Source organism: Kangiella sediminilitoris (assembly GCF_001708405.1).
Classification (GTDB): Bacteria; Pseudomonadota; Gammaproteobacteria; order Enterobacterales; family Kangiellaceae; genus Kangiella; species Kangiella sediminilitoris.
In genome coordinates this window covers 1,143,684-1,168,755 of record NZ_CP012418.1, presented here as the reverse complement: position 1 = coordinate 1,168,755, position 25,072 = coordinate 1,143,684, and the positions used below count along the sequence as shown (strand labels likewise).

General features: G+C 42.8%; 13 protein-coding genes. 5 read left to right on the top strand and 8 right to left on the bottom strand.

Annotated elements, in window-relative coordinates; all coding sequences use genetic code 11:
- Nucleotides 1–57: 57 nt before the first annotated feature.
- Both KS2013_RS05405 and KS2013_RS05400 read left to right on the top strand, forming a co-directional pair.
- Nucleotides 58–960 (top strand): hypothetical protein, encoded by a 903-nt coding sequence (locus tag KS2013_RS05405; RefSeq protein ID WP_156768971.1) that lies wholly within the window; start codon nucleotides 58–60, stop codon nucleotides 958–960.
- On the top strand, nucleotides 957–3,119 hold the full coding sequence (locus KS2013_RS05400; RefSeq protein ID WP_068990831.1) for a sensor domain-containing diguanylate cyclase: 2,163 nt from the start codon (nucleotides 957–959) through the stop codon (nucleotides 3,117–3,119). Before KS2013_RS05405 ends, KS2013_RS05400 begins: the two co-directional genes overlap by 4 nt.
- 2 nt (nucleotides 3,120–3,121) lie before the next feature.
- Here KS2013_RS05400 and ligA read toward each other — a convergent pair whose 3' ends face one another.
- The 3 genes from ligA to smc are packed head-to-tail and all read right to left on the bottom strand — an operon-like array spanning nucleotide 3,122 to nucleotide 9,656.
- Nucleotides 3,122–5,140 (bottom strand): NAD-dependent DNA ligase LigA, encoded by a 2,019-nt coding sequence (gene ligA, locus KS2013_RS05395; protein ID WP_068990828.1) that lies wholly within the window; start codon nucleotides 5,138–5,140, stop codon nucleotides 3,122–3,124.
- Between the two features lie 11 nt (nucleotides 5,141–5,151).
- A complete protein-coding gene (gene zipA, locus KS2013_RS05390; RefSeq protein WP_068990827.1) occupies nucleotides 5,152–6,132 on the bottom strand; it encodes a cell division protein ZipA in 981 nt (326 codons plus the stop codon).
- A gap of 26 nt (nucleotides 6,133–6,158) precedes the next feature.
- Entirely contained in the window at nucleotides 6,159–9,656 is a 3,498-nt protein-coding gene (gene smc / locus KS2013_RS05385) for a chromosome segregation protein SMC (RefSeq protein ID WP_068990826.1), read from the bottom strand.
- Between the two features lie 134 nt (nucleotides 9,657–9,790).
- On the opposite strand from smc, the gene cysZ reads away from it, so the two are divergent.
- Nucleotides 9,791–10,576 (top strand): sulfate transporter CysZ, encoded by a 786-nt coding sequence (gene cysZ / locus KS2013_RS05380; protein WP_068990825.1) that lies wholly within the window; start codon nucleotides 9,791–9,793, stop codon nucleotides 10,574–10,576.
- A 59-nt stretch (nucleotides 10,577–10,635) separates the two neighbouring features.
- Here cysZ and KS2013_RS05375 read toward each other — a convergent pair whose 3' ends face one another.
- Complete coding sequence (locus tag KS2013_RS05375) at nucleotides 10,636–12,414, bottom strand: LVIVD repeat-containing protein (RefSeq protein WP_169816857.1); 1,779 nt, start codon at nucleotides 12,412–12,414, stop codon at nucleotides 10,636–10,638.
- A 286-nt stretch (nucleotides 12,415–12,700) separates the two neighbouring features.
- Nucleotides 12,701–14,944 (bottom strand): DUF7467 domain-containing protein, encoded by a 2,244-nt coding sequence (locus KS2013_RS12135; protein ID WP_068990821.1) that lies wholly within the window; start codon nucleotides 14,942–14,944, stop codon nucleotides 12,701–12,703.
- A 630-nt stretch (nucleotides 14,945–15,574) separates the two neighbouring features.
- On the opposite strand from KS2013_RS12135, the gene KS2013_RS05360 reads away from it, so the two are divergent.
- Nucleotides 15,575–16,849, top strand: coding sequence for a GGDEF domain-containing response regulator (locus KS2013_RS05360; RefSeq protein ID WP_068990816.1), 1,275 nt, complete (start codon nucleotides 15,575–15,577; stop codon nucleotides 16,847–16,849).
- Here KS2013_RS05360 and hrpA read toward each other — a convergent pair.
- Both hrpA and KS2013_RS05350 read right to left on the bottom strand, forming a co-directional pair.
- Nucleotides 16,846–20,730: an ATP-dependent RNA helicase HrpA gene (gene hrpA, locus KS2013_RS05355; RefSeq protein WP_071890125.1), complete on the bottom strand. Its 3,885-nt coding sequence runs from the start codon at nucleotides 20,728–20,730 to the stop codon at nucleotides 16,846–16,848. The genes KS2013_RS05360 and hrpA overlap by 4 nt on opposite strands.
- Before the next feature lie 23 nt (nucleotides 20,731–20,753).
- Nucleotides 20,754–21,611, bottom strand: coding sequence for a hypothetical protein (locus tag KS2013_RS05350; protein WP_068990813.1), 858 nt, complete (start codon nucleotides 21,609–21,611; stop codon nucleotides 20,754–20,756).
- A gap of 166 nt (nucleotides 21,612–21,777) precedes the next feature.
- Between KS2013_RS05350 and KS2013_RS05345 the strand changes: the two genes are divergently transcribed.
- Nucleotides 21,778–24,192 carry an acyl-CoA dehydrogenase gene (locus KS2013_RS05345; protein WP_068990812.1) on the top strand — a complete coding sequence of 805 codons (2,415 nt, stop codon included), beginning with the start codon at nucleotides 21,778–21,780 and terminating at the stop codon, nucleotides 24,190–24,192.
- Between the two features lie 187 nt (nucleotides 24,193–24,379).
- On the opposite strand, the gene KS2013_RS05340 is transcribed toward KS2013_RS05345, so the two are convergent.
- The gene (locus tag KS2013_RS05340; RefSeq protein ID WP_068990809.1) at nucleotides 24,380–25,024 is read right to left on the bottom strand and encodes a site-2 protease family protein; all 645 of its coding nucleotides are present in this window, start codon (nucleotides 25,022–25,024) and stop codon (nucleotides 24,380–24,382) included.
- Nucleotides 25,025–25,072 lie beyond the last annotated feature (48 nt).

The window sequence follows — 25,072 nt, the reverse complement described above, 5'->3', positions numbered from 1 at the left end:
TACTTAGCACTATACTTTTTTTTATGAAATCGCTATATTTAAACATTAAGTGAGGGAATGACGATGGACGTTAGAGACTTAAAACCTGGTGATGTCCTTTTATTTTCACCAGAAGAAGGCAGCTGGATATCAAAAGCCATAACCTGGCTTACTGACGCGCCCGTCAGTCATGCCGCAATGACCTACCAGTTACCCACAAAACTTGTGGAGGAAACCCCACCTGCAGTCCGTATTGCCGACGCAACGCTTCGCTTTGTCGATCGAACTGTGCACGTAATGCGGCTAAACAAACCTGTGGATGACTTCAAGCCAGTTATGGATGTGGCAGCAAAGTATTTGAATGGCCAGGCACCCTATTCAATGAACAACCTATACCTTCTGGGTATTCTGTTGTTATATAAAAAGTTTACGCCAAACGACGAAACACAAAAAATCATTCTAAAAATACTGAAGAGCCTTACAGAAAGACTACTGGATGCTATCAATCAAATGAAATATCCCGACAAACATCCAATGGTTTGCTCTCAGTTTGTTTTCGAATGCTATCTCGAAGCAGGTAAAGCATACCGTCTGAGCATTAAGGACGGAGTCCTTAAATCTGATAGCCCTCGTCCAAACTTAATTACTAAGGCCTTTAAGCATACTCGCAAAAATTCTCAGCTAGCAAACCTTAGTGCGGGAGCCGAAAGTGATGACGAACAATTGGCTAAACAACTTTATCATGCGATGAACGATGAAACACTTCTCGCTTCAGGTGTTGTTTCTGACGAATTGCTGGACTCCATACATGACTTTGCGCAAACGCTTCACGCAGTCAGTCAGGAGCTAGAATTAGCTAAAGCCGATCCTAGGCAGGGGTTAGCAATTTTGCAAGCACAGTCCTCTATGTTTGTTACTCCCGGTGACTTACTGAGGCACTGCCCTGAACTACGTCATGTCGGAGACATATCACTAAAATGATCGGTAGACTGCACTACGCGACTATTGCCATCAGTATAATACTGGTGGCAATACTCTCTGCAGTCTCTCTCATTTTTTCAAAAGATAAATTAACTCCCTCACAAACCAGCTTCCATAAAATAAACCTAAATCAGAATATTCCACCACCTCCAATATTTCAAAGTATTAAAAACCTTGACTCTCTAATTGATGGAAATGATCCAGAGAAAGTATTAAATATACTTTATAAAATATCGTATACAGACCGTCTTCCCGAAAACCCATTATTAGTTGTTAACCCTGGTCACCTGTCCCGGGCGACTCTCTATTCTCTAACTGACAATGGTCTGCAAAAGGTCGCCACTAAGTCCCGATATGACTTTCGCAGGGCTCCCGAGTTTATGGGGCATGCTAAAACATTTGACTTAAGTTTATATAAGGATCAAAACTTATACCTGAACATCACTCACGACAGGGAAACAGAGCCCACTTTAGCGGTATGGTCGTACGCCGCCTATAACCGGGTTGATAACCAATATAACCAGCTTTTCACGGCGATATTTTTTGGGATATTTTTGTTACTACTGGTTAACTCCTTTTTCTATCTGATATTTAAACGAAAAGAATACCTACTATACATATTTTATAACAGCTGCTTCCTGCTATTCCTAATGAGTTCCAGTGGCTACATCTATCAATTTCCAGCGCTATCATTACTGGCCAATAATAAAAATATACTATTTGCTATTTTCACACTGAGTCTTTACGCGCTATATAATTTTTCTCAAGAATTTATGTCAACGCAGGAGGAAGCACCCGCTGAGCACAAGGTAATCAATGCTTTCAAATACTCCTACATAACACTTTTTGTATTGTCATTTATCTTGATTCCTATCCCTCAGCTGTTGGTGCAGCTTACCAATCTACTTGTCGTTCTAGCTGTTCCACTTTATGTCTGGATGGTCGCTAAACTTCTTTATAAAGGTAATAGACAGGCTTTCTTTTTTGCATTGGCCTTTGCCCTACTCATTATTACTGCCGTATTGAGAGTATTAACCACGTTCTCAATCCTTCCTGAAAAATTTATTTTCAATCATGGTTTTGCTGTTGCCTCTTTACTGGAAGCCACTATTTTTACTCTGGGTTTGGCTGACCGAGTATTACAACTGAAGCATCAACGTGATAGTGCTCAAAAAGAATCCATAGAGCGCTCACAAGCTTATGAATTACAAAAGGACTTTTCAACGTTACTCAATAGAATTACTACCAAGCTGCACAGCAGTGAAAGTAGCGAGTATGAAAACATTATAGTTAAAGACTTCCTGACTGAACTCAGAGAGAAGTTAAACTTCAATAGTGCAGCAGCTATCTATCAGTTAGACAGCAAACTTCATGTCTACACTGAGAAAGATCATGAAAAGGCGAAGTATAGCCGTGTCATCAGACATAACGGACTACAAATCAGTCGGCTTTGCAACATTGGTCACCCCCAAAAACTAGAGTCTACATCTCCTTATCAAAATATGTTTGTCATTCCAGTTCTGATGAGAAGTCACGAGTGGAGTTGCTTAATTCTTGAGGTTCCTGAAAATTTTCATCCAACAGACTCGATGCTTGATTTTCTTCAGCACTATGCGACAGAGCTTATCAGGTGTCTGTTAAATACTGAAAGCCTGCGCTCTATTAAGGATAAAGCGGAAACCGATGCGCTAACAAATCTGATGAACCGTGGTGCAATATTACACCGTCTTGAGTCTAATTTTAATTTGGCGAAAAAGAGTAGCCAGCAATTGGCCATAGCCTTCGTTGATATTGATGACTTTAAACAAGTCAATGATACCTTTGGGCATGCTGCTGGAGATTTATGCCTGAAAACTTTAGCCAATCTTTTCTTGGAAGAGCTGCCCAGTACTTGCTTGATTGGTCGTTATGGTGGTGATGAGTTCTTAGTTATTTTTCCTGATACAAGTGTGGATATTGCCAAGAACTACTTGTCGAATGTGTCAGAGCGAATTATTCCGCTCATAGTTGAAAACCGATCCTGCCGTTATACTTTAAGCATCGGGATATCCGGTCTAACTAATGAAACAAAAGATACTCTTCATCTTATCCGTGAAGCTGATAAAGCGCTATATGTCTCTAAACATGGAGGCAAGGCACAGATCAACCTGGCTAAATAAGGTTAAATATAATTATCCAAGAAGTCAGCGCCTAAAACATCTATCCCTAGAGACTCTGCTTTAGTCAATTTGCTGCCAGCCTTTTCACCTGCAATCAATGCGGTGGTCTTTTTAGAAACTGATCCGGAGACTTTTGCACCAAGTGATTCAAGCCGCTCTTTGATCTCTGTTCTGCTAATACCTTCAAAAGAGCCGGTGATGACATAAGTATTACCTTTCAAAGGCAACTCCTCGTCTGACTTTTTCTCAATCTCTGGCCAGCTAACCCCCAGTTCAACTAGCTCCTTCACCTGCTCTAAATTTTCTTTATTATCAAAGAAAGCATGTATGTGCTGGGCCACAATCGGCCCTACATCGGGGACCTCTATAAGCTCATCTACAGTAGCATCAATAATTTTATCTAAAGTAAGGAAGTGATTGGCGATATTCTTAGCTGTTACTTCACCGACTTCCCTGATACCAAGGGAAAATAGAAATTTAGGTAATGTTGTTTCTTTGCTTTTCTCTAAGGCTTTCAACAAATTATTGGCGGACTTTTCACCCATCCGCTCTAAACCCGTTAATTGTTTCTCTGTTAGCCTAAAAAGGTCACTGACAGAACTGATAAAGTTCTTTTCTGTTAGAACCTCCACAAGCTTATCCCCAAGGCCATCAATATCCATAGCCTTACGGGAAGCAAAATGCTTTATAGACTCATTACGCTGAGAAGAGCAAATTAAACCTCCAGTACAACGCAACACGGCTTCTCCTTCAGCCCTTTCGACAGGAGACGAGCAAACAGGACAGGTTCGGGGGGCGGCAATCTCAGAACTATCATCAGGGCGTCTATCTTTTATAACACTAACAACCTGCGGTATTACATCACCGGCACGACGGATTATAACAAAATCTTTAACCTTTACCCCGAGCCTCTGGATCTCATCCATGTTGTGCAAAGTTGCATTGCTGACAGTCACACCCCCGACGGATACAGGCTCTAAGCGTGCAACGGGAGTGATTGCTCCAGTTCTACCGACCTGAAAATCAACTCCGATTAACTGTGTGATTTCCTCCTGCGCTGGAAATTTATGTGCAATTGCCCATCGTGGTGCACGAGCAACAAAACCGAGGCGCTCCTGAAACTTGATACTGTTAACTTTATTAACAACACCATCAATTTCATACTCGAGGGAATCCCTTCGGTCCATAATATCCTGATAGTACTTGAGGCAACCATCTATACCATTAGCTTTTTTTACTTCCGGAGAAACAGGTAAGCCAAGCTCTTTCACCTGCTGCAAACGTTCGTAATGACTGTCAGCTAACTCAAATTCCTCTGAAACTATACCCATAGAATAGGCATAAAATGACAAGTTCCTTTTGGCAGTTATTTTGGGGTCTAGCTGGCGTAAGCTGCCCGCGGCTGCATTTCTAGGGTTGGCAAAGGTCTTAGCTCCATTGTTACGGGCTTCATCATTCAGCGCTTCAAAAGAACTTTTCAGCATAAACACTTCGCCACGGACCTCAAAACGTTTAGGAGGTACTTCGGTTCGTAACTCAAGTGGGATTGAGCGTATCGTACGGGCATTCAGAGTAATGTTCTCTCCCTGCATACCATCTCCCCGAGTAGCTGCACGAGTCAGTAAACCATTCTCATAAAGGAGGCTTATAGCTAAGCCATCTAATTTAGGCTCGCATACATATTCAATGTCATCTTTTATCGCCAGCCTGTCCTGAACTCTACGATTAAAACTAGCCATTTCTTCATCGTCCATGGCATTATCTAAAGATAACATAGGCAACTCATGGACAACTTCATCGAATCCAGAATCCGGCTTGGCTCCAACCCTCTGGGTTGGTGAGTTATCAGTGACTAAGTCAGGGTGCTCAGACTCAAGCTTTGACAGCTGTCTGTATAAACGATCATACTCAGCATCAGGTACTGAAGGATCATCCAGTACATAATATTGATAATTGTAATCACTAATAAGGGAGCGTAACCGCTCCAACTCTTGTTTTACGCTGTCGGTTCTGTTCGTCATTATAAAAACTATTATTTATTCAGAAGTTGTTTACGTTCGAACTCGATAATTTGCTCTTTATGATGTGATTCTATCTGCTTACTGAAGTTGCTTTTGCTGGCATCAAGAACAAAACCACCAAGCTCCTGAACGATACCACGAGCTGTTTTGACCATTAACTCATAGGCTTGCATCGGCTTTTTAGGACCAGGAAGAGCCATAAAAAGAGCTAGCCCCCGAGTTTCTAGATCATCGACTTTTTTGAGATCGAAAACACCGGGTTCAAAAGCATTGGCCAGACTAAACTGTACAGCACCACGACCATTAGCCTGTGCGTGACGGTGGAAAATGTCCATCTCACCATGGCGCATTCCCTGCTCGACTAAAGTCTGAACCAACTCAGGTCCTTGAAACGGTTTGTCCTGCTCAGCAACAACGAATAGAGAGAATATCAACTCAGGCTCAACTTCAACAGTCGGCTCATCCTCAGGTTCATCAAATAAAGACGTCTGTTGAGGCTGTTCAACTGATGGTTCGGTTTTAGAGGCCTTTTCACTAGGGGGCTCTTTACGTAAACTTTCCTTTGTAAATTCAAACAAAGCATCATCAAGAACCGGAATATCGCTTTCTGAAATTGTTGGCTCTATGGGTTCCTGCTGCGGCATGTTAGTGTGATTGGAAACTTCATCTAACGCGCCAGCCTCTTCTTCTGGCACTACTTCATTTTGCGGAGTCGCCGACTGCTGTACTTTTGGTTCAGGGATTTCAGGCTCCAACAACTCCTCAATGTGCTCATTATTGACATCCTTTTTAGGTTTATTAACGACACGAACCTGCCCAATACCGTCATCGTCGAAGCCTGACTTATCTTTGCTTTTAGCTAACCGTTCCTGGTACAGCTCTCTTTCTATCCGTTCCTTCCGAACATTAGAACGACGCTTAGCGTCAAAATAGATAAAACCGATTATGATTAAACTAACTAAAGCCAGCAAAATTGCGAGTTGCCACTCCATTAGATCACCCTTTCAAACTTTATTTATCAGGAAGCCGCTAAAGCTGCTGCTTCGTCCACATCAACCGATACAACGCGTGATACACCGGGCTCACTCATAGTTACCCCGAGAAGAGTATCCGCTGTCTCCATTGCAATTTTATTGTGTGTAATAGCTATAAATTGCAAATGTTCACTCATTTCTTTTACCAGGTTCGCATAACGTCCCACATTGGCATCATCCAGGGGAGCATCAACCTCATCCAGCATACAGAAAGGTGCTGGGTTAAGCTGGAATATAGAAAAAACCAGGGAGATTGCAGTCAATGCTTTTTCGCCACCTGACAACAGGTGGATGGTCGAATTTCTTTTACCCGGGGGACGCGCCATGACAGCAACGCCAGTATCCAACAAGTTCTCACCCGTTAACTCGAGGTAGGCATGACCACCGCCGAAAACTTTCGGGAACAATTCCTGAACACCTTTGTTAACTTTATCGAAGGTTTCTTTAAAGCGGGTACGAGTTTCATGATCGATTTTTCGAATCGCACTTTCGAGAGTTTCCAGTGCAGCTTCTAGATCATCATTTTGCGAGTCCAGGTAAATTTTTCGCTCTTCAGCCGCTTTATATTCTTCGATAGCCGCCAAGTTAATGGCCCCCAGTCGCTGAATACGTCCACTGACTTCATCTATCTCTTTCAACCAATCTGGCTCATTAGCATCAGAAGGCAGCGATTCAAGCACGTCTTCAACATCTTTTTTAGCTTCCTTCAAAATATCAGACTGGGTGTTCTGTCTGGTTTTGGCTTCTTGCCAGTCCATGCGTAATTTTTCCAGACGAGAGCGAACACCTTGTGCTCCCTGCTCTGCTTCATGCCGTAGGCGTTCAAGTTTACGAACTTTTTCGTCAACTTCGCTCAATTTATTTCTCGCCTGCTTCATTTCTTCTTCAACTACGAGACGCTTTTCTAAAGCTTCTTCAAGCTCTATTGTATATTCTTCCGTAGGGTCACTGTCACTACTCAGTCTATTTTCCAACTCAACCTTTCTTGAAGTTAATTCTCCAATTTGTGAGTTCACACGCTCAAATCCTGAGCGAGTAGAATTTACTTCTGCTTTGAGTGCACTGACTCTGATTGCTAGTTTCTGTTCTGTCTCTTTTGCTTCTCGAGCTTGAGCACGTCTTGATTCAAGCTGTGCGCGTCGCTCCTCTCTTTGAGCCGTCAATAAGTCACGTTTGTCACTGTCCTTTTCCATTGCATCGAGGAGCTGCTCGATAAGTTGACGACTTTTAGCAAGAGCAGCCTCATCATCATGAACTTGCTCAATAATGTTTTGTTGCTCTTTTTTCAGTCTCTCCAAGCGATTCTGAGCCTGTTCTAACTTAGCTTGCTGGGTACCAACACTAGCCCTTAGCTCACTATGTTTCTTGTTAGCCTGCGCCAGCTGAGACTGTTTCGTTTGCCAGGTTTCTTCATGCTCAGCAAGTTGTTCTGACAACTGGTCTTTAGTTTGCTCGAGCTGTTCTAATATAGCTTCCTGCTGCTCTATTTTCTGATATAAGTCATTTAACTCTGCTTCTCGCTCCAAAATGCCGGATTCGCTATCGCTAGGCCGCGAGACTCTAAGCCAGTCTTTACCTAACCAGACTCCATCTTTTGTTATAACTGACTCATGCGGCTCAAGCTGGGCTCGCTGAGCCAGTGCCGTCTGCAAGTCATCGCTTATTAAGACATGGTTAAGGGTGCCATTCAGAGACTCAGCCCCTTTAACCTTATCAGAGAGCTTCCCAGCTTCAGACTTAGACGTTGCCTCGGAATTAACCAGAAGAACGGATCCGGCGGCAAGCTCTGAGAGGCTGGTGGCATAATCATCTACAGAGTCTACAACAACAGCCTCAAGATACTGGCCTAGTACTGTTTCAGCAGCAATCTCCCACCCAGACTCAACCTGAAGATTCTGAGCTAAACGCAGGTTATTACTGAGATTTTTTGACTCCATCCATGACACAGCATCCTCATTATCACTGCCTAAAGCTGCGCTCTGCTTAGCTTCAAGGGAGAGTTTTCTGGACTCAAAAGTCCTTAGCTCTCTTCGAGTCTCTTCCAACTTTTGGTTATGTTGGCGCTGCTGCTGCCGACTTTCATTAATTTTTTCAACGGAGAGGCTCACTTCTTCTTCAAGCTTTTCTGCCTGTTCTTCAGCGATACTAAGCTCCTGAGCAGCTTTCATTAGCTCAGACTCCATCGGACCAGACTGCTGCTGACCGATCTCATCTTTAATTTCTTCTAGACGTTTTTGATGACGAGAAAGATGTGACTCTAAATGTTGGATTCGCGTTTTTTCAACTTCTGTCTTTTGAGCATTAGCGCTGGCTTGCTGATTAAAAATATCCCAATCCTGCTGCCATAATCGCATATCTTCTTCAAGATCATTAAGCTGTTGCTGCTGTTCTTCAACCTGTTCAGAGTTCATTTCAAGATCAGGCTCTGCTTGAAGTAACTCAGTCATAAGCTCCTCAAGCTTAGACTCATCAAATTTAAGTTGATCTCTAAGTTTATCTAAAGAGGCTTCAACCTGAGTCTTATCTTCCAGTAGCTGTGACTTTTGCTGACGTGCATGCTCAATGGCCTGTTCGAGCCGAGCAATATCTGCAGCTATACCATAAAAACGTCCCTGAACTTCGTTATGTGCGTCTGTCAGTTCAATATGAAGCTCTCGAGACTTCTCAATTTCGGCATCAGAATGACGCTGGTCAGCGACCTTAGCCTCAACTTCTGTTTCCATTTTATGAATAGCCTCATCCAACGACTCAATCTTTTCGTCGTATTGATGCCAACGAATAGCCGCCAGTTGAGCTTTAAGTTCCCTCTCCTGGGCTTTATATTCTTTGTAACGTTCAGCAGAAGTAGCCTGACGCTTTAAATGAGAAAGCTGCTTCCCTAACTCTTCTCTTAAATCGTTAAGGCGGTCAAGATTGTCTCGCGTATGACGAATACGATTTTCTGTTTCTCTACGACGCTCTTTATATTTAGAGATACCGGCAGCTTCTTCGAGGAAAATTCTTAGCTCGTGAGGTTTCGATTCAATGAGTTTCGAAATCATGCCCTGCTCGATAATGGCATAACTTCTTGGTCCGAGACCTGTTCCAAGAAATATATCGGTGATGTCTTTACGACGACAACGAGTCCCATTTAAAAAATAGGAAGACTGAGCCTCACGATTAACCACACGACGAACGGATATCTCATTATAATTAGCGTATTCACCCTGAACAGTACCATCGGAATTATCAAACACCAGCTCAATACTAGCTTGACCAACTGGCTTTCGCCCTGTTGAACCATTGAAGATGACGTCAGTCATGGCATCACCACGGAGGTTTTTAGCAGATGACTCCCCCATCACCCAGCGCACCGCGTCAATCAGGTTAGACTTACCACAACCGTTGGGTCCAACAACCGAAGTTAGATTACTCGGAAAGGAAACCGTGGTTGGATCAACAAATGATTTAAATCCCGCTAATTTTATTTGTTTTAATCGCATTTATCTTTTACGTCTTATTCTCTTAGGAATGAGTTTGTAAGGCTCTGTTACATTTCTTAGGGTTACAATCTAAAGCGTTTAAGTGTAAATTATTTTTCATCATTTAGCACACAGTAAGTGTAAAAAAACATTGTATGGCTCAAAATAGTTTTGAAGGTGCTCATTATTTAGCCAACGGCTTCCGTATGCTTCTACAAAAAGGGATTAAACGGTACGTTTTTATTCCTTTAGGTATTAATTTAGTTTTTCTAACTATCGCATTGATTTACCTTATAAATCAAATTTCTTATTGGGCAGCCTGGGTTGAAAACACAGTAACAAGCTGGGGGGCCTGGGAGTGGCTAGGAACAGCCTTAGCCTGGCTTATTTGGCCAATTGTCATTGTGGGTGCAGTACTTTTCATTTTTTTCTTTTTCTCCATGTTAGCAAATTGGATTGCGGCTCCGTTTAATGGCCTTCTTGCTGAAGCTGTCGAGCGTAAACTTCATGCTGAAGAGGGACATACCGATAAGCCAATTGAAGATCAAGGCTTCAAAGACCTGATTAAAGATACACCCCGACTTCTAAAGAGGGAATGGATAAAACTCAAATATTACATACCCCGAGCAATATTGTGTTTATTAGTACTGTTCGTCCCTATAATTGGTGCAATTGCATTCCCGATTATCTGGTTTGTTTTTAACGCCTGGATGATGTCGGTCCAATACGTCGATTACCCTATGGATAACCACAAGATTGCTTTTGACGACATGCTTAAAACACTGCAAACCAGTCGCAGTGGAACTTTGGGTTTTGGTAGCCTGGTCATGTTATGTACTATGATCCCCATACTGAATCTGCTGGTCATGCCCGCCGCTGTCTGTGGTGCTACACAGTTATGGTACGAAAACTATCGCCAAAAACATTTACCAGACAATTAGTAGCAAGCCGTGGGCTCAGTAAAGCAGTGAGCCTACTACCACCTCTACAATCATTTCACTCAAGGCTCAAATATCAGCAATCCTGACTCCATACCGGCAACAAAGACGCCTTTCAGGCTGCTGTGAATTTTAGCGGCGCTCGCCGGGACAGGATGATCATCAATTTCCTTAGGCAAACTTGGCTGCGAAACATCAATTACTCTAATGTGATCTGAGTCGACGAGATAAGCCTTATTATTAACCACACTAACATTGTTTGCGCGTTTTTTAGTTTCGAATCGCCCCACCAGCCGGAGCTCGGAAGGAATCGAAATATCTAGAATAGTCATACCAGTATAACCACCCGCAACATAGACCCGAGAGCCCTCTACGGCCACTCCTCTAACTTCAAATTTCTTGTTATCCAGTTTGTACTGTGAATAAACAATAGGCCTTTTAGGATTAGAAACATTGATCTCTAAAAGACCAGCCTCACCTGCGGCTAAATATGCGAAATCACCGGCCACATAAACTTCATAGGCATAACCGCCTTCTACTGGTACTGATGATACCTCTTTTGGACTAGAGGGATCCGACAGATCCAATATACGCAGCCCCCCCTCTCCATCGGCAATGTAGACCATGTTCTGAAGAACGAATATGTCTTCCGCATAGCCGGGAGTATCTAGTTCAGCAACTAGTTTTGGCGCCTTAGGGTTTGAGATGTCTATGAGTTTATACCCCGCCCAGTCATCGGCTACATGAGCAAAAGGTCCTGCCACATCAACATCAAGTGCTCGATAGGTTTTGAGCTCAGATAAATCAACAGGATTAGCATGATTAGATACATCGACGATCTTTAAACCCCGATAGCCATTTGCTACAAAAGCTAACTGACCCTGCGTATCCACCCCTCTGACACGTCCGGCAGCTGAGAAATGCTTGATCACAGAGGGATCGTTTGGGTCACGAACATCCAATATTTCCAAACCTTGATCGCCATGAGCCAGGTATGCAATTTGGTTATCAATGGTTACTGATTCTGAACAGGTAGAGTCCCACCAGGAACCCATTTTCTTAGGCTTTTCCGGGTTAGATACATCTATTACGATTAAACCAGCGTCATTGGCTACTCCAGCAACATAAACCATATTACCTTCCAGGCGAACCCTTTCAGCACCGTAGATTAATGGCTGAACGGCTATTTTTACTGGCTTTTCTCGAACGGTTACATCAAAAATATGCAAGCCTGGCTCTTCATCGTCCATATTAACAACGTATGCATATTCACCGTTAGAGTCTATACCCGCGGCACTACCCGATATCTCATGAGAAGATAATAACTTTGGATTGCTTAAGTCTGCCAAATCTACAATTTGTAAACCATGATCCTGACCTGCGGCAATAAAGCCGGTGTTTTTGGCAACAACGATGTCTAGCACATAACCACCAGATTTATAGGTGTTCACCAAAATAGGCTTTTCGGCATTAGAAACATTAATAATATGAATACCGGTCCACCCTGCAGCGATATAAATATTATTATCATGAAAATGAATGGATTTGATTTCACTATTCAGGCGAACTTTTCCACTTAGCTTTGGGTTAGCAGGATTCCTGACGTTAATCACCCGCATCCAACCTGAACCATCTGCTATGTAGAGGTAATCTCCTTCTATCAACATATCTCTGACTACTCCGTCAGTGCTAATAGAAGCCACTTCCTGCCATGCCGTTGCATTACCGCTGGAATCTTTTTCAACCTCTACAACACGAACAGTACCGGACGAACCAAAGTACATGTAATGACCAGAGACGGCACTGGCGAATACCGGGCCTTGATTCCAGCGTCCGGACATTGCCAGGTCAATACTGGAAGGGCCACTACTTGCAACAGGAGTTTCAGAAGCTTTTGAAAAAGCTATGTTTGGAGAAAAGCATATTAAGAAGCCACATAGAAACAAAATAAAAAGTATGCTTAATTTGCCCCTTTGAAGTAACACAAATATATCCCTCATTTGCAAACCACCTTAATTACTCAGAAATGATTCATGCCTAACGATTTATCTATAGCACTATTATTTAAGTAAGTCTACGAGAAAAAGCCCAGCAAAAGCTGGGCCCTTCCTTCTTCACGCGAGGGACTTACTCAGTTCCATCTGGGTCGATCAAGATACACGCTGATCCACCCTCGAAGCTACCACCACCAGTGGTTTGAATAAACACACTTAAGCTATCAAACACATCTAGGTCGTTATTAGTGGCGAATGTAATTTTACAGACACTTTTTACAGGAGTGTCAGCTAAAATACATTCATTATTTGGTGAGGAACCTACAGGTACACCACCGTGAGCTCCATTAGGGTCGTCATGGTAGAGCATCGCTATACCGGAGTTAGGGTTATTGCCCTGTGCAGCTTTAACAACCAGGGTTAGTACCTCAGCTCCTTCGGCAAACGGACTGATAACACCTACACTATCGTGCTCTCCTGCCTGTTGACCTAAGCCCATGAATTTACCTTGGCTACCAATAGTTTGGTCAGTACTGAAGCACATTAGGTTGGATCCGATTCCATCTGCCCCTGGGTCACCTTTTTCACCCTGAGGACCGACTTTACCTTGAGGACCCTGGGCACCTGTGTCACCGGTATCACCTTTCTTACCTTGAGGACCTTGCAGACCTTGAGGACCTACTTTACCTTGAGGACCCTGGGCACCAGTTTCCCCTTGAGGACCGGCTTTACCCTGAGGACCTTGGTCACCCTGGTCACCTTTAGGACCGATCTTACCTTGAGGACCTTGAGCACCAGTATCACCAGTTTCCCCTTGAGGACCGACTTTACCTTGAGGACCCTGGGCACCTGTTTCACCCTGAGGACCGGCTTTACCTTGAGGACCCTGGGCACCTGTTTCACCCTGAGGACCTACTTTACCTTGAGGACCTTGAGCACCAGTATCACCAGTGTCACCTTTCTTACCTTGAGGACCTTGAGCACCTGTGTCACCAGTATCACCTTTAGGACCTACTTTACCTTGAGGACCTTGGGCACCGGTTTCACCCTGAGGACCTACTTTACCTTGAGGACCTTGGGCACCAGTATCACCAGTGTCACCTTTTTTACCTTGAGGACCCTGGGCACCTGTGTCACCAGTATCACCTTTAGGACCTACTTTACCTTGAGGACCCTGGGCACCAGTTTCACCCTGAGGACCTACTTTACCTTGAGGACCTTGAGCACCAGTATCACCAGTGTCACCTTTCTTACCTTGAGGACCCTGGGCACCTGTTTCACCAGTATCCCCTTGAGGACCTACTTTACCTTGAGGACCTTGGGCACCGGTTTCACCCTGAGGACCTACTTTACCTTGAGGACCTTGGGCACCAGTATCACCAGTATCACCTTTTTTACCCTGAGGACCTTGGGCACCTGTGTCACCAGTTTCCCCTTGAGGACCTACTTTACCTTGAGGGCCTTGAGCACCAGCTTCACCTTGAGGACCTACTTTACCCTGAGGACCTTGAGCACCAGCTTCACCTTGAGGACCTACTTTACCTTGAGGACCCTGGTCACCCTGCTCACCTTGTTTACCTTGTGGGCCTTGAGGACCTTCAGGACCTTGTGGACCTACTCCACCAAGAGTCAGATCATATAAGTCAATTTCTTCAATTTGAGATGAATCATCGCCCACATAATCAACTAACTCAAAACTACCGAATATATCTCCTAAAAGAAGGGGTTGTGAGCATGAAGTGTGAATAACAAATCCCTGATGAAGGTTAGCTTCATCCAGGTTAATTGCAAGTTCATTAGCTGATGGTTGATTAGCAGTAAAAGTCACCAATTCACCAGGGTATATCTGGCTTGGGAATGACCATTTACTAGCTTGATTGGATAGGCTAACGTTAGTTGCCCCAACCGCTCCAGTCATATCGCCAGAACAGAATACATTTTGAGCATTTACTCCTGAGCAATCTGAAGGTATGTATTCAAAGGTCAATGAACTTGGTTTTGTTCCACAAATATTTGTTCCTTCAGTTACGATTTTTAATAAATAATCTCCTGATGGAACTGCTGGAGCACCATTATTTACATAAGGAAGATCCACAACCACACAATCAAAATCAGTTGGATCTAATGGTGGTGCTGGATTGAACTCCATATCAGAGCAGGGGCTCTGATCTGCACTGATCACTAATGGATCAGGATACGTACCGAAGAAAATACTTGGATCATCAAACCCGGTCCCCCAGATGACTAGATTTGTGGGTTCTGCTGCAGGATAAGGTTGAACCTCATGAATTTTGGGGCCTGCAATACTTAACTGTGAACTTAGGAGCAGCCCTAGCACTGCCCCAGTTTTCGCAGTTAATCCTAGATAACGTTTCATTGGGAAAATCCCTCCGCTGAATACCTTTATTGAACATGTTTTTTGCGCGACTTTAGCCATTACGACGAAGCTGAAGTTGGCAATCCTTTACCCATTACGCTGTAATGCACAAAAGCATTAGTTAGTAATTCAGCATTCAATATATTAAGAGTTTTATCACCTGTCTATTGTCCAGAAATTAGACAAAAAGGGACCCAGTCATAGGCCTAAGTCACTGGATTTAAAGGGATTGAAAAGATCTTTTTACACACGTCGAGATGTGTCAAAGATAGGGTTTGAGAATTATTGAATCCTCGATAGAGGAATGCATAAATGAAGAAAAACAATAACGATCAATACCTTGCTAGTTCTCAAAATAAAAGAAAACCGCATCACAAATTTACAAGTGATGAACTTTTTTACAACATGTTGTGTCGTATATCTATACAATTCCTTGGTCTAACCAGTGACAAATTTTGGCTGAAATTTTACAATTCAGCTGAAAAAAAATGAAAAAAAATGAAAAAAACCTATTGTGGCGATATGAAAGTAAGCATTAATGAAAAATACTCAAAAGCGAACACGGTTTAAGGAATACTCAGTTACGTCGCTTTATAATCTTTGGGTAATAACAATAAGGACCGTTAATTGATGAAGAAAATCATCATAGTAGATGACAGCAAGTTTTTCTGCGCCCTCATAGAGAAGCAAATAATCGACAACACCCCTTTTGGTGTCGTGACCTGTAACAGCCTGGATGAAGCAAGAATTATTTTGTCAAGAATTGACAAGAACACGATTCATGCCTGCTTAGTCAGTTATCGTCTGAGAGAATCTAACGATGGTGAGTCGGTCGACTTATTCAGAAAGCACAAAGTGCCTACGATGGTGCTTATCAGTGATATTACGGCAAAGTTACGTACGCATTTTTGGCGCCTAAAGATTATTGATTACTTTATTAAGAATGATAAGCATGTGGCTCACGAAATAGTCGAGACTATCAAACGACTGGATAGGAATCCTAATAATAAAATTGTTATTGTTGATGACTCAAAAACATCTGCAAAGGTACTCGAGTCCTTGCTACAGGTACACCAATACCAGCTGATTCACTTTACTAGCCCAAAGGATGCATTTGATTACGTCAAGTACCACCAAGATGTCAAAATGGTTATCACAGACTTTCATATGCCGGGTATGGATGGATGTGAACTTACAAGGAAATTACGTCGTATATACAGTAAACAGGAACTGGCCATATTAGGCGTATCAGGCGCAGGTCAGAGTCTTATGGCTGCAACGTTTCTTAAACATGGAGCGGATGACTTTATTATCAAACAATCCTTTTTGGCTGAGGAGTTTTACCTGAGAGTTAACTCTTATATGGATCGACTAAACACTTACCAAGAACTTGCCACAGCGGCTAGTAACGATTACTTAACCGGCATCCCTAACCGTAGACACTTCTTCGACGTTACCGATACTATGCATGACTCAATGGTACGCCAGAATGCTGCGGTTACCTGCGCTATGATCGATATAGATAAATTTAAAGATGTTAATGACTCCTATGGGCATACAGTGGGTGATGCGGTACTGAGAGAAGTCGCTAAAATTTTAAAAAAATCGGTACGTAAGTCAGATATCGTTGCCCGATTTGGAGGTGAAGAGTTCTGCATGTATATGACAGGCATGCCGGCTGAGCATGCGAATATGTACTTTGAAAAGCTTCGCCAGAAAATTTCAGAAACAATTATAAGAGCAGAAGACTACACATTACAGGTGACGGTAAGCATTGGCATTAATTCAACACTCGAGAGAGATTTAGGAAGCATGATAGAGGAAGCGGACAGGCGACTTTACCAGGCTAAAGAGTCTGGCCGTAACCGAGTGATCACTGGTCGAGTCGCTCAGAGCGCTAACTAAATATATTCTTTATTGAGACGGTCCAGAAACTTTTGCAGTCGTTTATGAGAAATAGGAAAACGAGTTTTCTGCCCTTGAGCAAATAGAGAAATCCTGAACTCCTGCAACATCCAACCATACTCATCTACCTCAAACTGTGGAATCTTATTATCCTTTTCCAACTCAAGCATTTCATCTTGCCATGGTTTAAACGTTTGCTGTAATTGCACATCTTTGAGAGGGTTGTGTTGTATTCTTTCAATTCTCAGCTCAATTGCCTTGAGGTAACGTGCATAGTCACGAATGTGGTCAACACCAAATCGATAGCAAAATCCAGGCTGGAATAGATAGTCCAGTTGAACCTTAATGTCATCATATGCTGCCTTAAAGTTTTTTCCCATGGCCTTGATATTACTTAGACAGCTATTTCTTGCTTTCAAAGTACCAACTAACTGATCAAGAACTTTATTGGCCTCTGGTACCAGCATTTTTTCGACTTGTTTAAGGCATTCATTAAATGCATCTTCATCATAAGGAACATTGTCAGAAACATAACTCTTAATCACGGACATCATTACATCATTTATCAGGTCTTCAGCTGAATACAGCGAAGCACAGGCGAGCATGAGCTGCTGACGATTATGATATTTTTTCTGCAAATAACCAAAAGTCTTTTGCTCAGCCAGAGCGATTAACCTGCATACACCCTTGATATGAATTTTTTCTGCCTGTTTCTTGTTAACTACCGGTACAATACGGACTTTATTAACCGCATCTTCCAAAGCGTTAAATACAGGAAAATCAACGCCCGCCTCTTCCATACTGGACTCTCTTGTATATTCGGTAGGCCAGTCGGTATAAGTCACATTCTCTAATTTCGCTTTTTTCCTTTGTTTGGTCTTAGCTACTTTTTTGGGTTTCTCTTCCAGGGTACGAGTACTATAAAGTAAACTCCCTTCATCATTTACTACTTCGAAACGCATTAAAAAATGTTCAGGTAAATTTAACTCAGACCATGCCTCCATTGGCAAAATTACACCCGTCATTGTAAACAGGTGATGCGTTATAATATCAATCAGTCGCCCCTTACTTGTTAATACCTTCTCATAACAAGCTTTGGCAAACTGAGGAATCGGAACAAAATTCTTGCGGAAGCGCTTAGGCAAGGAACGAATTAAAAATTCGATTTTCTCCTCTAACAAACCTGGTACCAGGCGCTCAAAATCTGCATCAGTAAATTGACTTGTTAGACTTTGCGGAAGTTTTACTGTTACCCCGTCTTTTTCATGTCCTGGTTCAAAGTGATATTTAAGCTTAAGCTCAACACCTTTAACCTCTATTGATTCAGGATAAAGCCCCTTATCTTCCTGCTCTTCAGGTAATAATACCTTGGGGGTTATGCTGAGCATCTTGTTATTCTTCTGTGGATCTTTTTTAAGCCATTTATTTAACGTTTTGACGTTAATGATTGACTTCGGTAATTGAAGCTCAAACCAATTTACAATGTCGTGCTCATCCGCCCATAAATCCGCCTGCCTGGCTTTTGCGATCTCTTGCTCGACTTGCTTTTTGACCTCAACATTATGCTGATGAAAAGGTTGTTTTGAATCAAGCTCCTGACGCACAAGGGCGTGACGAATAAATAACTCTCGACATAAGTCAGGTTCAACTGAACTATAATTAACGGTTCTATTACTTACAATTTTCAAACCCAATAATGTTTGCTGCATATTAGCAACAACAGCGCCCCGGTTCTTGCTCCAGTGAGCATCATAATAATGAGTTTTGATCAAATGACTGGCGATATGCTCCAACCAATTTGGTTCTATTGCTGCGGTCATTCGCGCATAAGGTTGTGTAGTTTCTACAATTTCAAAAGTGACCAGCCAGGGTGGCTGCTTTTTAAAGTTTATTGACTGAGGGTGTATCATAAACTTACTTTGGCGTGTACCAAGGTACCCCTTTTCAATATCCTTTTGCCCGATAAAACTGAGTAAACCTGTCAACAAAACTTGATGCAGTTGCTGGTAAAACACAGGGTCTTCCTGATCAAATTCAGCGGTTTTCCATTCCTTTGGGTTTTTATGTTTCCCAGTCTGATTTTGCATCAGACTTTTCAGCTGACGATAAGTACTTTTCCATTCTCGGTAAGCATTAAAATTGATCAGCTCTTCTTTACAGTAGCGTCTAAAAGCACTGTTACTAAGATCCGACTGTTGCTCATGCAGGTAATTCCATAGGTTAATAATAGCGATAAAGTCAGACGTTTTATGCTTATATTTAGAATGTTTCTGCTGTGCCTTCTCTTTCTTATCAAAGGGCCATTCTCGTGGGTCTTTGACGGACAAAAAAGCTGCTAGAACTAAGGCATAGTTTAAGTATTTTTTTTCTTCTCCGGCTAATAGTATTCTGGCCAGACGTGGTTCAATGGGAAGGCGAGCCATCTTCTTGCCAATAGGTGTCAGCTTTTTATTACTCTCCAGCGCCTGTAGCTCATTTAATAGGGTCAGACCGTCACTGACCTGTCGCTCTTCGGGCGGGTTGATAAAAGGGAAATCCTGGACATCACCTAACTTGAGCTGCTTCATTTGTAATATGACAGCAGCTAAGTTCGTTCTCAAAATTTCAGCGTCAGTAAACTCTTTACGTTCATCAAAGTCTTCTTCGCTGTAAAGCCTTATACAAACACCTTCCGCAACACGTCCGCACCGTCCCTTCCTCTGATTGGCGCTAGCTTGTGATATTTTTTCTATGGGTAGTCGCTGGATTTTACTGCGCACAGAGTACCGGCTAATTCTCGCTAAACCCGGATCAATGACGTAACGAATACCGGGGACTGTGATGGAAGTTTCTGCAACATTGGTTGCCAGGACGATTCGACGTTTGCCTCCTGAAGGCTTAAATATTTTTTCCTGTTCCGAAATTGAAAGCCGAGCATATAAAGGAAGCACCTCACACTGCTGATACGACTCCTTGCGGAGTAATTTAGCTGTATCACGGATATCAGCTTCCCCGGGTAAAAAGATCAGTATATCTCCAGGCCCGTATGCCATTATTTCTTGTACGGCATGCCCAATTTGATCTGTCTGGGGTAACGGATTTTCCTCATCATTTGGACGATACCAGACATCAACGGGATAAGTTCGTCCACTAATTTCAAGTACAGGCGCGGGTTCACCTTTTTGACCAAAGTGCCTGGCAAAGCTTTCAACGTCTATTGTTGCAGATGTAATAATTAGTTTCAGATCGGGACGCTTATTAAGTAAACGTTTGAGGTAGCCCAATAAGAAATCAATATTTAAACTACGTTCATGGGCCTCGTCGATGATGATTGCTTCATATTGCAACAATAAAGGGTCATGAATAATTTCATTCAATAAAACTCCATCAGTCATAACCTTAACCGGAGTGACGGAATTGGTTTGGTCATTAAATCGAATATTAAAGCCAACCACATGCCCTATATCAGTTTTAAGTTCCTCGGCTATTCTTCTAGACACACTGGTAGCAGCGACTCGTCTTGGTTGTGTATGACCAATTCGCCCTCTTCTGCCTAAACCCAGTTCCAGACATATTTTTGGAATTTGAGTTGTTTTGCCGGATCCAGTTTCCCCGGCAATTACAACAACTTGATTATCCCTTATAAGTTGTGCAACTTTCTGACGTGACTGTGAAACTGGAAGAGAATCATCGAACTCGATGACAGAAGGGATTGCATTACTCCTGCCCTGAACTATGTTGGATGAGGTTTGCAAAATCCGTTCCAGCTTGTCTTCAAGCTTAGACGCAGGCTGGCCTTGCTTCTGTCTTTTAGCAATTGCCTGCTTGAGTTTCTTTATAGTATCAATGTCGCTTAATAGACAGTCCTCGAGACTAGTTCCCGAGGTAATATTATCAGTCATACAGTATGTTACGTTTTCAGAGGTTACAGTGTATCAGGCAAATCCCAAAATGGATGAGAAGCTCTAATCTCACCTAAATAATTTGCTACTGGCCGGTAAAAGTCTTTATCTTCCCAGTAACCTGTATGGCATGCAGGATTCCATGAAGTTGCTGCGCTTCCCACATTAATTTCATAATCCTCAGTAACCGCATGCTCATAGTCGTCACTTATGTTTTTCATCGGATATGCCACGATATCATCTTTATCGTAAAAGTTAAGCCACTTAACACGCTGCTTCAATTCTGGATTTAACTTCTTTCCAACTGTATCTATTGGTGACGGTAGCCGCTCAGTCAAACAATCGTATATGGCTAAGGGACTACCAAAGGTAATAAAGCCTGCCATAGTATCAAAGCGTTCAATGTTTGTTAGTTTCTGTGCACCACCCTCCGTAGAATCTGAACTTCTCAGATCTTGGATGTAATGCGACATAATGACTGACCCGAAGGAGTGTGCCAGTAAGACGACTGGTGTCTCATCTGGATCGACGTGCCTGTGAGCGGCTAACTTTTTCATACTCTCTGCGATTCTTCGATGTATTGCCTGATATAAATCGGAATTGTTGTGATAAGCCAACCCAAGATTCATGAAGTTAATAAAGAGCTGACGGACGGTACCGTAAGTTAACTCATTTCTATAGTCCAGACGGTTAAGAAGGTCATCATTTATATCCTGTATCAGATCACCCCAATAGATTTCATGGAATAGCAAATCATCTTCCATTCGATTCTTTTTGTCGCCTTTTAAGTATTGCTCAACAACTCTATGTTTAAACTCGGTCGAATAATGTTTATCTTCCGAGGCAATGCCGTGAATGATGGCGACCGCTAAGCGCTTCATGCTACTTCCCCAATTTTCAGCCGTAAAACTGTCACATACTCTTACAATCTTAGTTTAACATCAAGTATTTAAGTGTTGATCTCAAACATAAAGCATTATAAATTCACTTCAACTGGTACGAGCAGTTGTGTTAGACTGTTATTAATTCATTATTAAAGAGGTTGCTATGCTCACAATAATTTTACTGTTGGCACTGATGATTACGCTTTATCACAGAGCCAGCCTGAAAATAACTAGCTTGGTTCTGGCAGCTATTCTTGTGGCCTGGAGTCTGGTAGAAGGTATTCCTTATGTACACGGGATAGTTTTCCTTGCCATTTTCCTTCCTCTGAATATTACTGTTGTGCGCCGCACAATTTCAGCCAAGCTATTGGATGTGTTCAAAGGCATCATGCCTAAAATTTCGGCTACTGAACAGGAAGCATTAGATGCTGGTACTGTTTGGTGGGAGGCTGAAGTTTTTGGCGGAAAACCGGACTGGAAACGACTGCATAGCTTTGAAAAAGCAACGCTTTCAAAAGAAGAGCAAGAGTTTATCGATGGTCCTCTGGAAGAACTATGCAGCATGATCAACGATTGGCAGATTACTCACATCGATCGTGATCTACCACCTGAAGTTTGGAACTACATTAAAGAGAAAGGGTTTTTCAGCTTTATCATTCCTAAGGAATATGGTGGTCTTGGCTTCTCTTCCTATGCCCAGTCTCGTGTACTGACTAAAATTAACTCTCTCAGTGCAACCGCGGGCAGTATTGTTTCAGTGCCTAATTCATTAGGCCCTGCCGAACTGTTAATGCACTATGGTACACAAGAACAGCGTGACCACTATCTGCCGCGTTTAGCAAAAGGTGAAGAGGTACCCTGCTTTGCCCTTACGGCAGTAGAAGCTGGTTCCGACGCAGGTGGTATCCCGGATAAGGGTGTTATTTGCAAAGGTCAGTGGAACGGTGAAGAAGTTCTGGGCATGAAACTTACCTGGGACAAGCGTTATATCACTTTAGCTCCAGTAGCTTCGATTCTGGGCCTCGCTTTTAAGCTGTATGACCCAGAAGGTTTACTAGGCGATAAAGAGGACTTAGGCATTACTTGTGCACTAATCCCAACGGATACTGACGGTGTTAACATTGGTCGTCGCCACTACCCATTAAGTACGCCATTCCAAAATGGCCCTACTTCGGGTAAGGACGTATTTGTTCCTTTAGATTACATCATCGGTGGTCCAAAGAACGCCGGTCAAGGCTGGAGAATGCTGGTCGACTGCTTATCTGCAGGTCGAGCAATCTCTCTACCGTCAAGTGCAAATGGTGGCGCAAAAATGGCTGCTTATACGACGGGTGCCTATGCTCGAATCCGCCGACAGTTCAACGTACCGGTGGGTTACATGGAAGGCGTCATGGAAGCTCTAGCTCGTATAGCGGGTAAAGCTTATATGGTCGACTCGATGTTAACCTTTACAGCTTCGGGTATTGATAGCGGTGAAAAGCCATCTGTTGCTTCAGCCATCGTCAAATGCCATAGCACCAACCTGGCTCGCGAAACAGCCTGCGACGGTATGGATGTGCATGGTGGTAAAGCGGTCATGATGGGTCCGAAAAACTATATGGCTCGAGCCTATCAAGGAGCTCCAATCTCAATCACTGTTGAAGGAGCTAACATTCTTACGCGTAGCTTAATTATTTACGGACAAGGTTCGATCCGTTGCCACCCTTATGTTCTAAAAGAAATTCAGGCAACACAGAACGAAAACCGTAAAGAAGCTATTAAAGATTTCGACAAAGCTCTGTTCAGTCATTTAGGCTTTGCCATGAGCAATAAGATTCGAACTTTCTGGTTAGGGTTAACTGGCAGTCGACTAGTCAAGAAGCCTCAGTCAGACTTTACTGGTCGCTACTACCAACGTATTACTCGCTTCTCAAGCGCCCTTGCCTTCTTGTCAGACGTAACAATGGGCGTGCTTGGTGGTGAATTAAAGCGACGTGAAATGATATCAGGTCGCCTTGGTGACATGCTGAGTAATCTTTATATTGCTTCAGCCGTTTTGAAAATGTTCCATGATAAGGGTCGCCCCGAGCATGACAAAGAAATTGTTCAGTGGGCTCTTGAACATTGTCTATATGAAACGCAGATGGCTGCAGATGGTGCACTGAAAAACTTCCCGGTTAGCTGGATGGGTAAAGTACTTCGATTAGTGGTATTCCCATTAGGTTTGCCACTGTCGCCGCCATCAGACAAGTTGAGTCGTAAATTAGCGCGTCAACTACAAGAACCAACAGCGATGCGTGAAGAGCTGACTCTAGGAATTTTCAAGTCAGAATCCGAAGCCAGCAACCTTTATAAGGTTGATAGAGCTCTTCGCCTTCAGCTTGAAATGGAGCCCATTGTTAAAAAGTTCTCAGAAGCTTTGGGTAAACGTGCTGCAAACCATCAGGTTGTACCGTTTGCTAAGGAAGCACTGGATGCGGGACATATCACTCAGGATGAATACCAGCTGGTGATTGATGCGGAAGAAGCTCGACTGGATATCGTCAATGTCGACGACTTCGCTCCAGAAGAGATGAAGCATCACCTCTCTGAGAACTAATATAATAGCTTCACCCTAGTGTTCGATTTAATGCCGTTTACTGAAAAGTAAACGGCATTTTTTTGTTCCTTAAGTTTCGCAAGTCTCCATATAAAACCACTATCACGCCAAGTCATTTTGGATGGCTGAAATTAGAAACTCATTCGATAGAAACTCTATTCATTCATATTGTAAAAGAATGTTTGAATTACACAAAAAAGTTAATCCATCCCGACATGGTCTGTGCCGCTTTCCACAAGAAACTGAATATTGGTACTCCAAGAATACTTAAAGCAATAAGCGCCAGGAAAAACATGGTGCCATATTTAGCATTAAACTGAGTGTACTGATATTTATATTTTCTGGGTAATAACCACTCCATAACGTAGTGTCCGTCTAATGGTCCTATGGGCAGTAGGTTAAACAGCATTAGAAGAATGTTAATCATGGCCAGGAAGCTCAGCGAGGTTTGCGCCACCTGAGATTGCAGAGATGTGATATCGAGATACCAGGCCGCTGCCTGTAAATTTACTGCTATCAGTGCTATCAGGAAGTTCATTAACGGTCCAGCCGCCGCAACGGCCGCACTACCCCAGGTAGTTTTCAGTTTTCTGTGTGTCACAGGAACGGGCTTTGCATAGCCAAATCCAATCAAAATCACCGCAAGCAAGCCCACTGGGTCGATATGGTTAATGGGGTTCAGGTTAAGCCGACCCATTTTTGCTGCGGTGTCATCACCCAAAAGTTTGGCCGAATAGGCATGACCGAACTCATGTAAAGTCAGAGAAAAAATGATCACGAACAGTACAATAGCAAATATAGCGTAATGACCATTAGTTAATAGTGGCAACATATAAAGGTTCTCATTAATCAGTAGCTGGCTTTATTTTGAGGACTGTTT

Bases quoted from the DNA above. Each gene is read 5' to 3' on its own strand.
- KS2013_RS05360 (WP_068990816.1), top strand. From the start codon at position 15,575: ATGAAGAAAATCATCATAGTAGATGACAGCAAGTTTTTCTGCGCCCTC.
- smc (WP_068990826.1), bottom strand. From the start codon at position 9,656: ATGCGATTAAAACAAATAAAATTAGCGGGATTTAAATCATTTGTTGAT.
- KS2013_RS05405 (WP_156768971.1), top strand. From the start codon at position 58: ATGACGATGGACGTTAGAGACTTAAAACCTGGTGATGTCCTTTTATTT.
- KS2013_RS05400 (WP_068990831.1), top strand. From the start codon at position 957: ATGATCGGTAGACTGCACTACGCGACTATTGCCATCAGTATAATACTG.
- KS2013_RS05375 (WP_169816857.1), bottom strand. From the start codon at position 12,414: ATGTCCGGACGCTGGAATCAAGGCCCGGTATTCGCCAGTGCCGTCTCT.
- zipA (WP_068990827.1), bottom strand. From the start codon at position 6,132: ATGGAGTGGCAACTCGCAATTTTGCTGGCTTTAGTTAGTTTAATCATA.
- ligA (WP_068990828.1), bottom strand. From the start codon at position 5,140: ATGACGAACAGAACCGACAGCGTAAAACAAGAGTTGGAGCGGTTACGC.
- KS2013_RS05345 (WP_068990812.1), top strand. From the start codon at position 21,778: ATGCTCACAATAATTTTACTGTTGGCACTGATGATTACGCTTTATCAC.
- KS2013_RS05340 (WP_068990809.1), bottom strand. From the start codon at position 25,024: ATGTTGCCACTATTAACTAATGGTCATTACGCTATATTTGCTATTGTA.
- hrpA (WP_071890125.1), bottom strand. From the start codon at position 20,730: ATGACTGATAATATTACCTCGGGAACTAGTCTCGAGGACTGTCTATTA.
- KS2013_RS12135 (WP_068990821.1), bottom strand. From the start codon at position 14,944: ATGAAACGTTATCTAGGATTAACTGCGAAAACTGGGGCAGTGCTAGGG.
- KS2013_RS05350 (WP_068990813.1), bottom strand. From the start codon at position 21,611: ATGAAGCGCTTAGCGGTCGCCATCATTCACGGCATTGCCTCGGAAGAT.
- cysZ (WP_068990825.1), top strand. From the start codon at position 9,791: ATGGCTCAAAATAGTTTTGAAGGTGCTCATTATTTAGCCAACGGCTTC.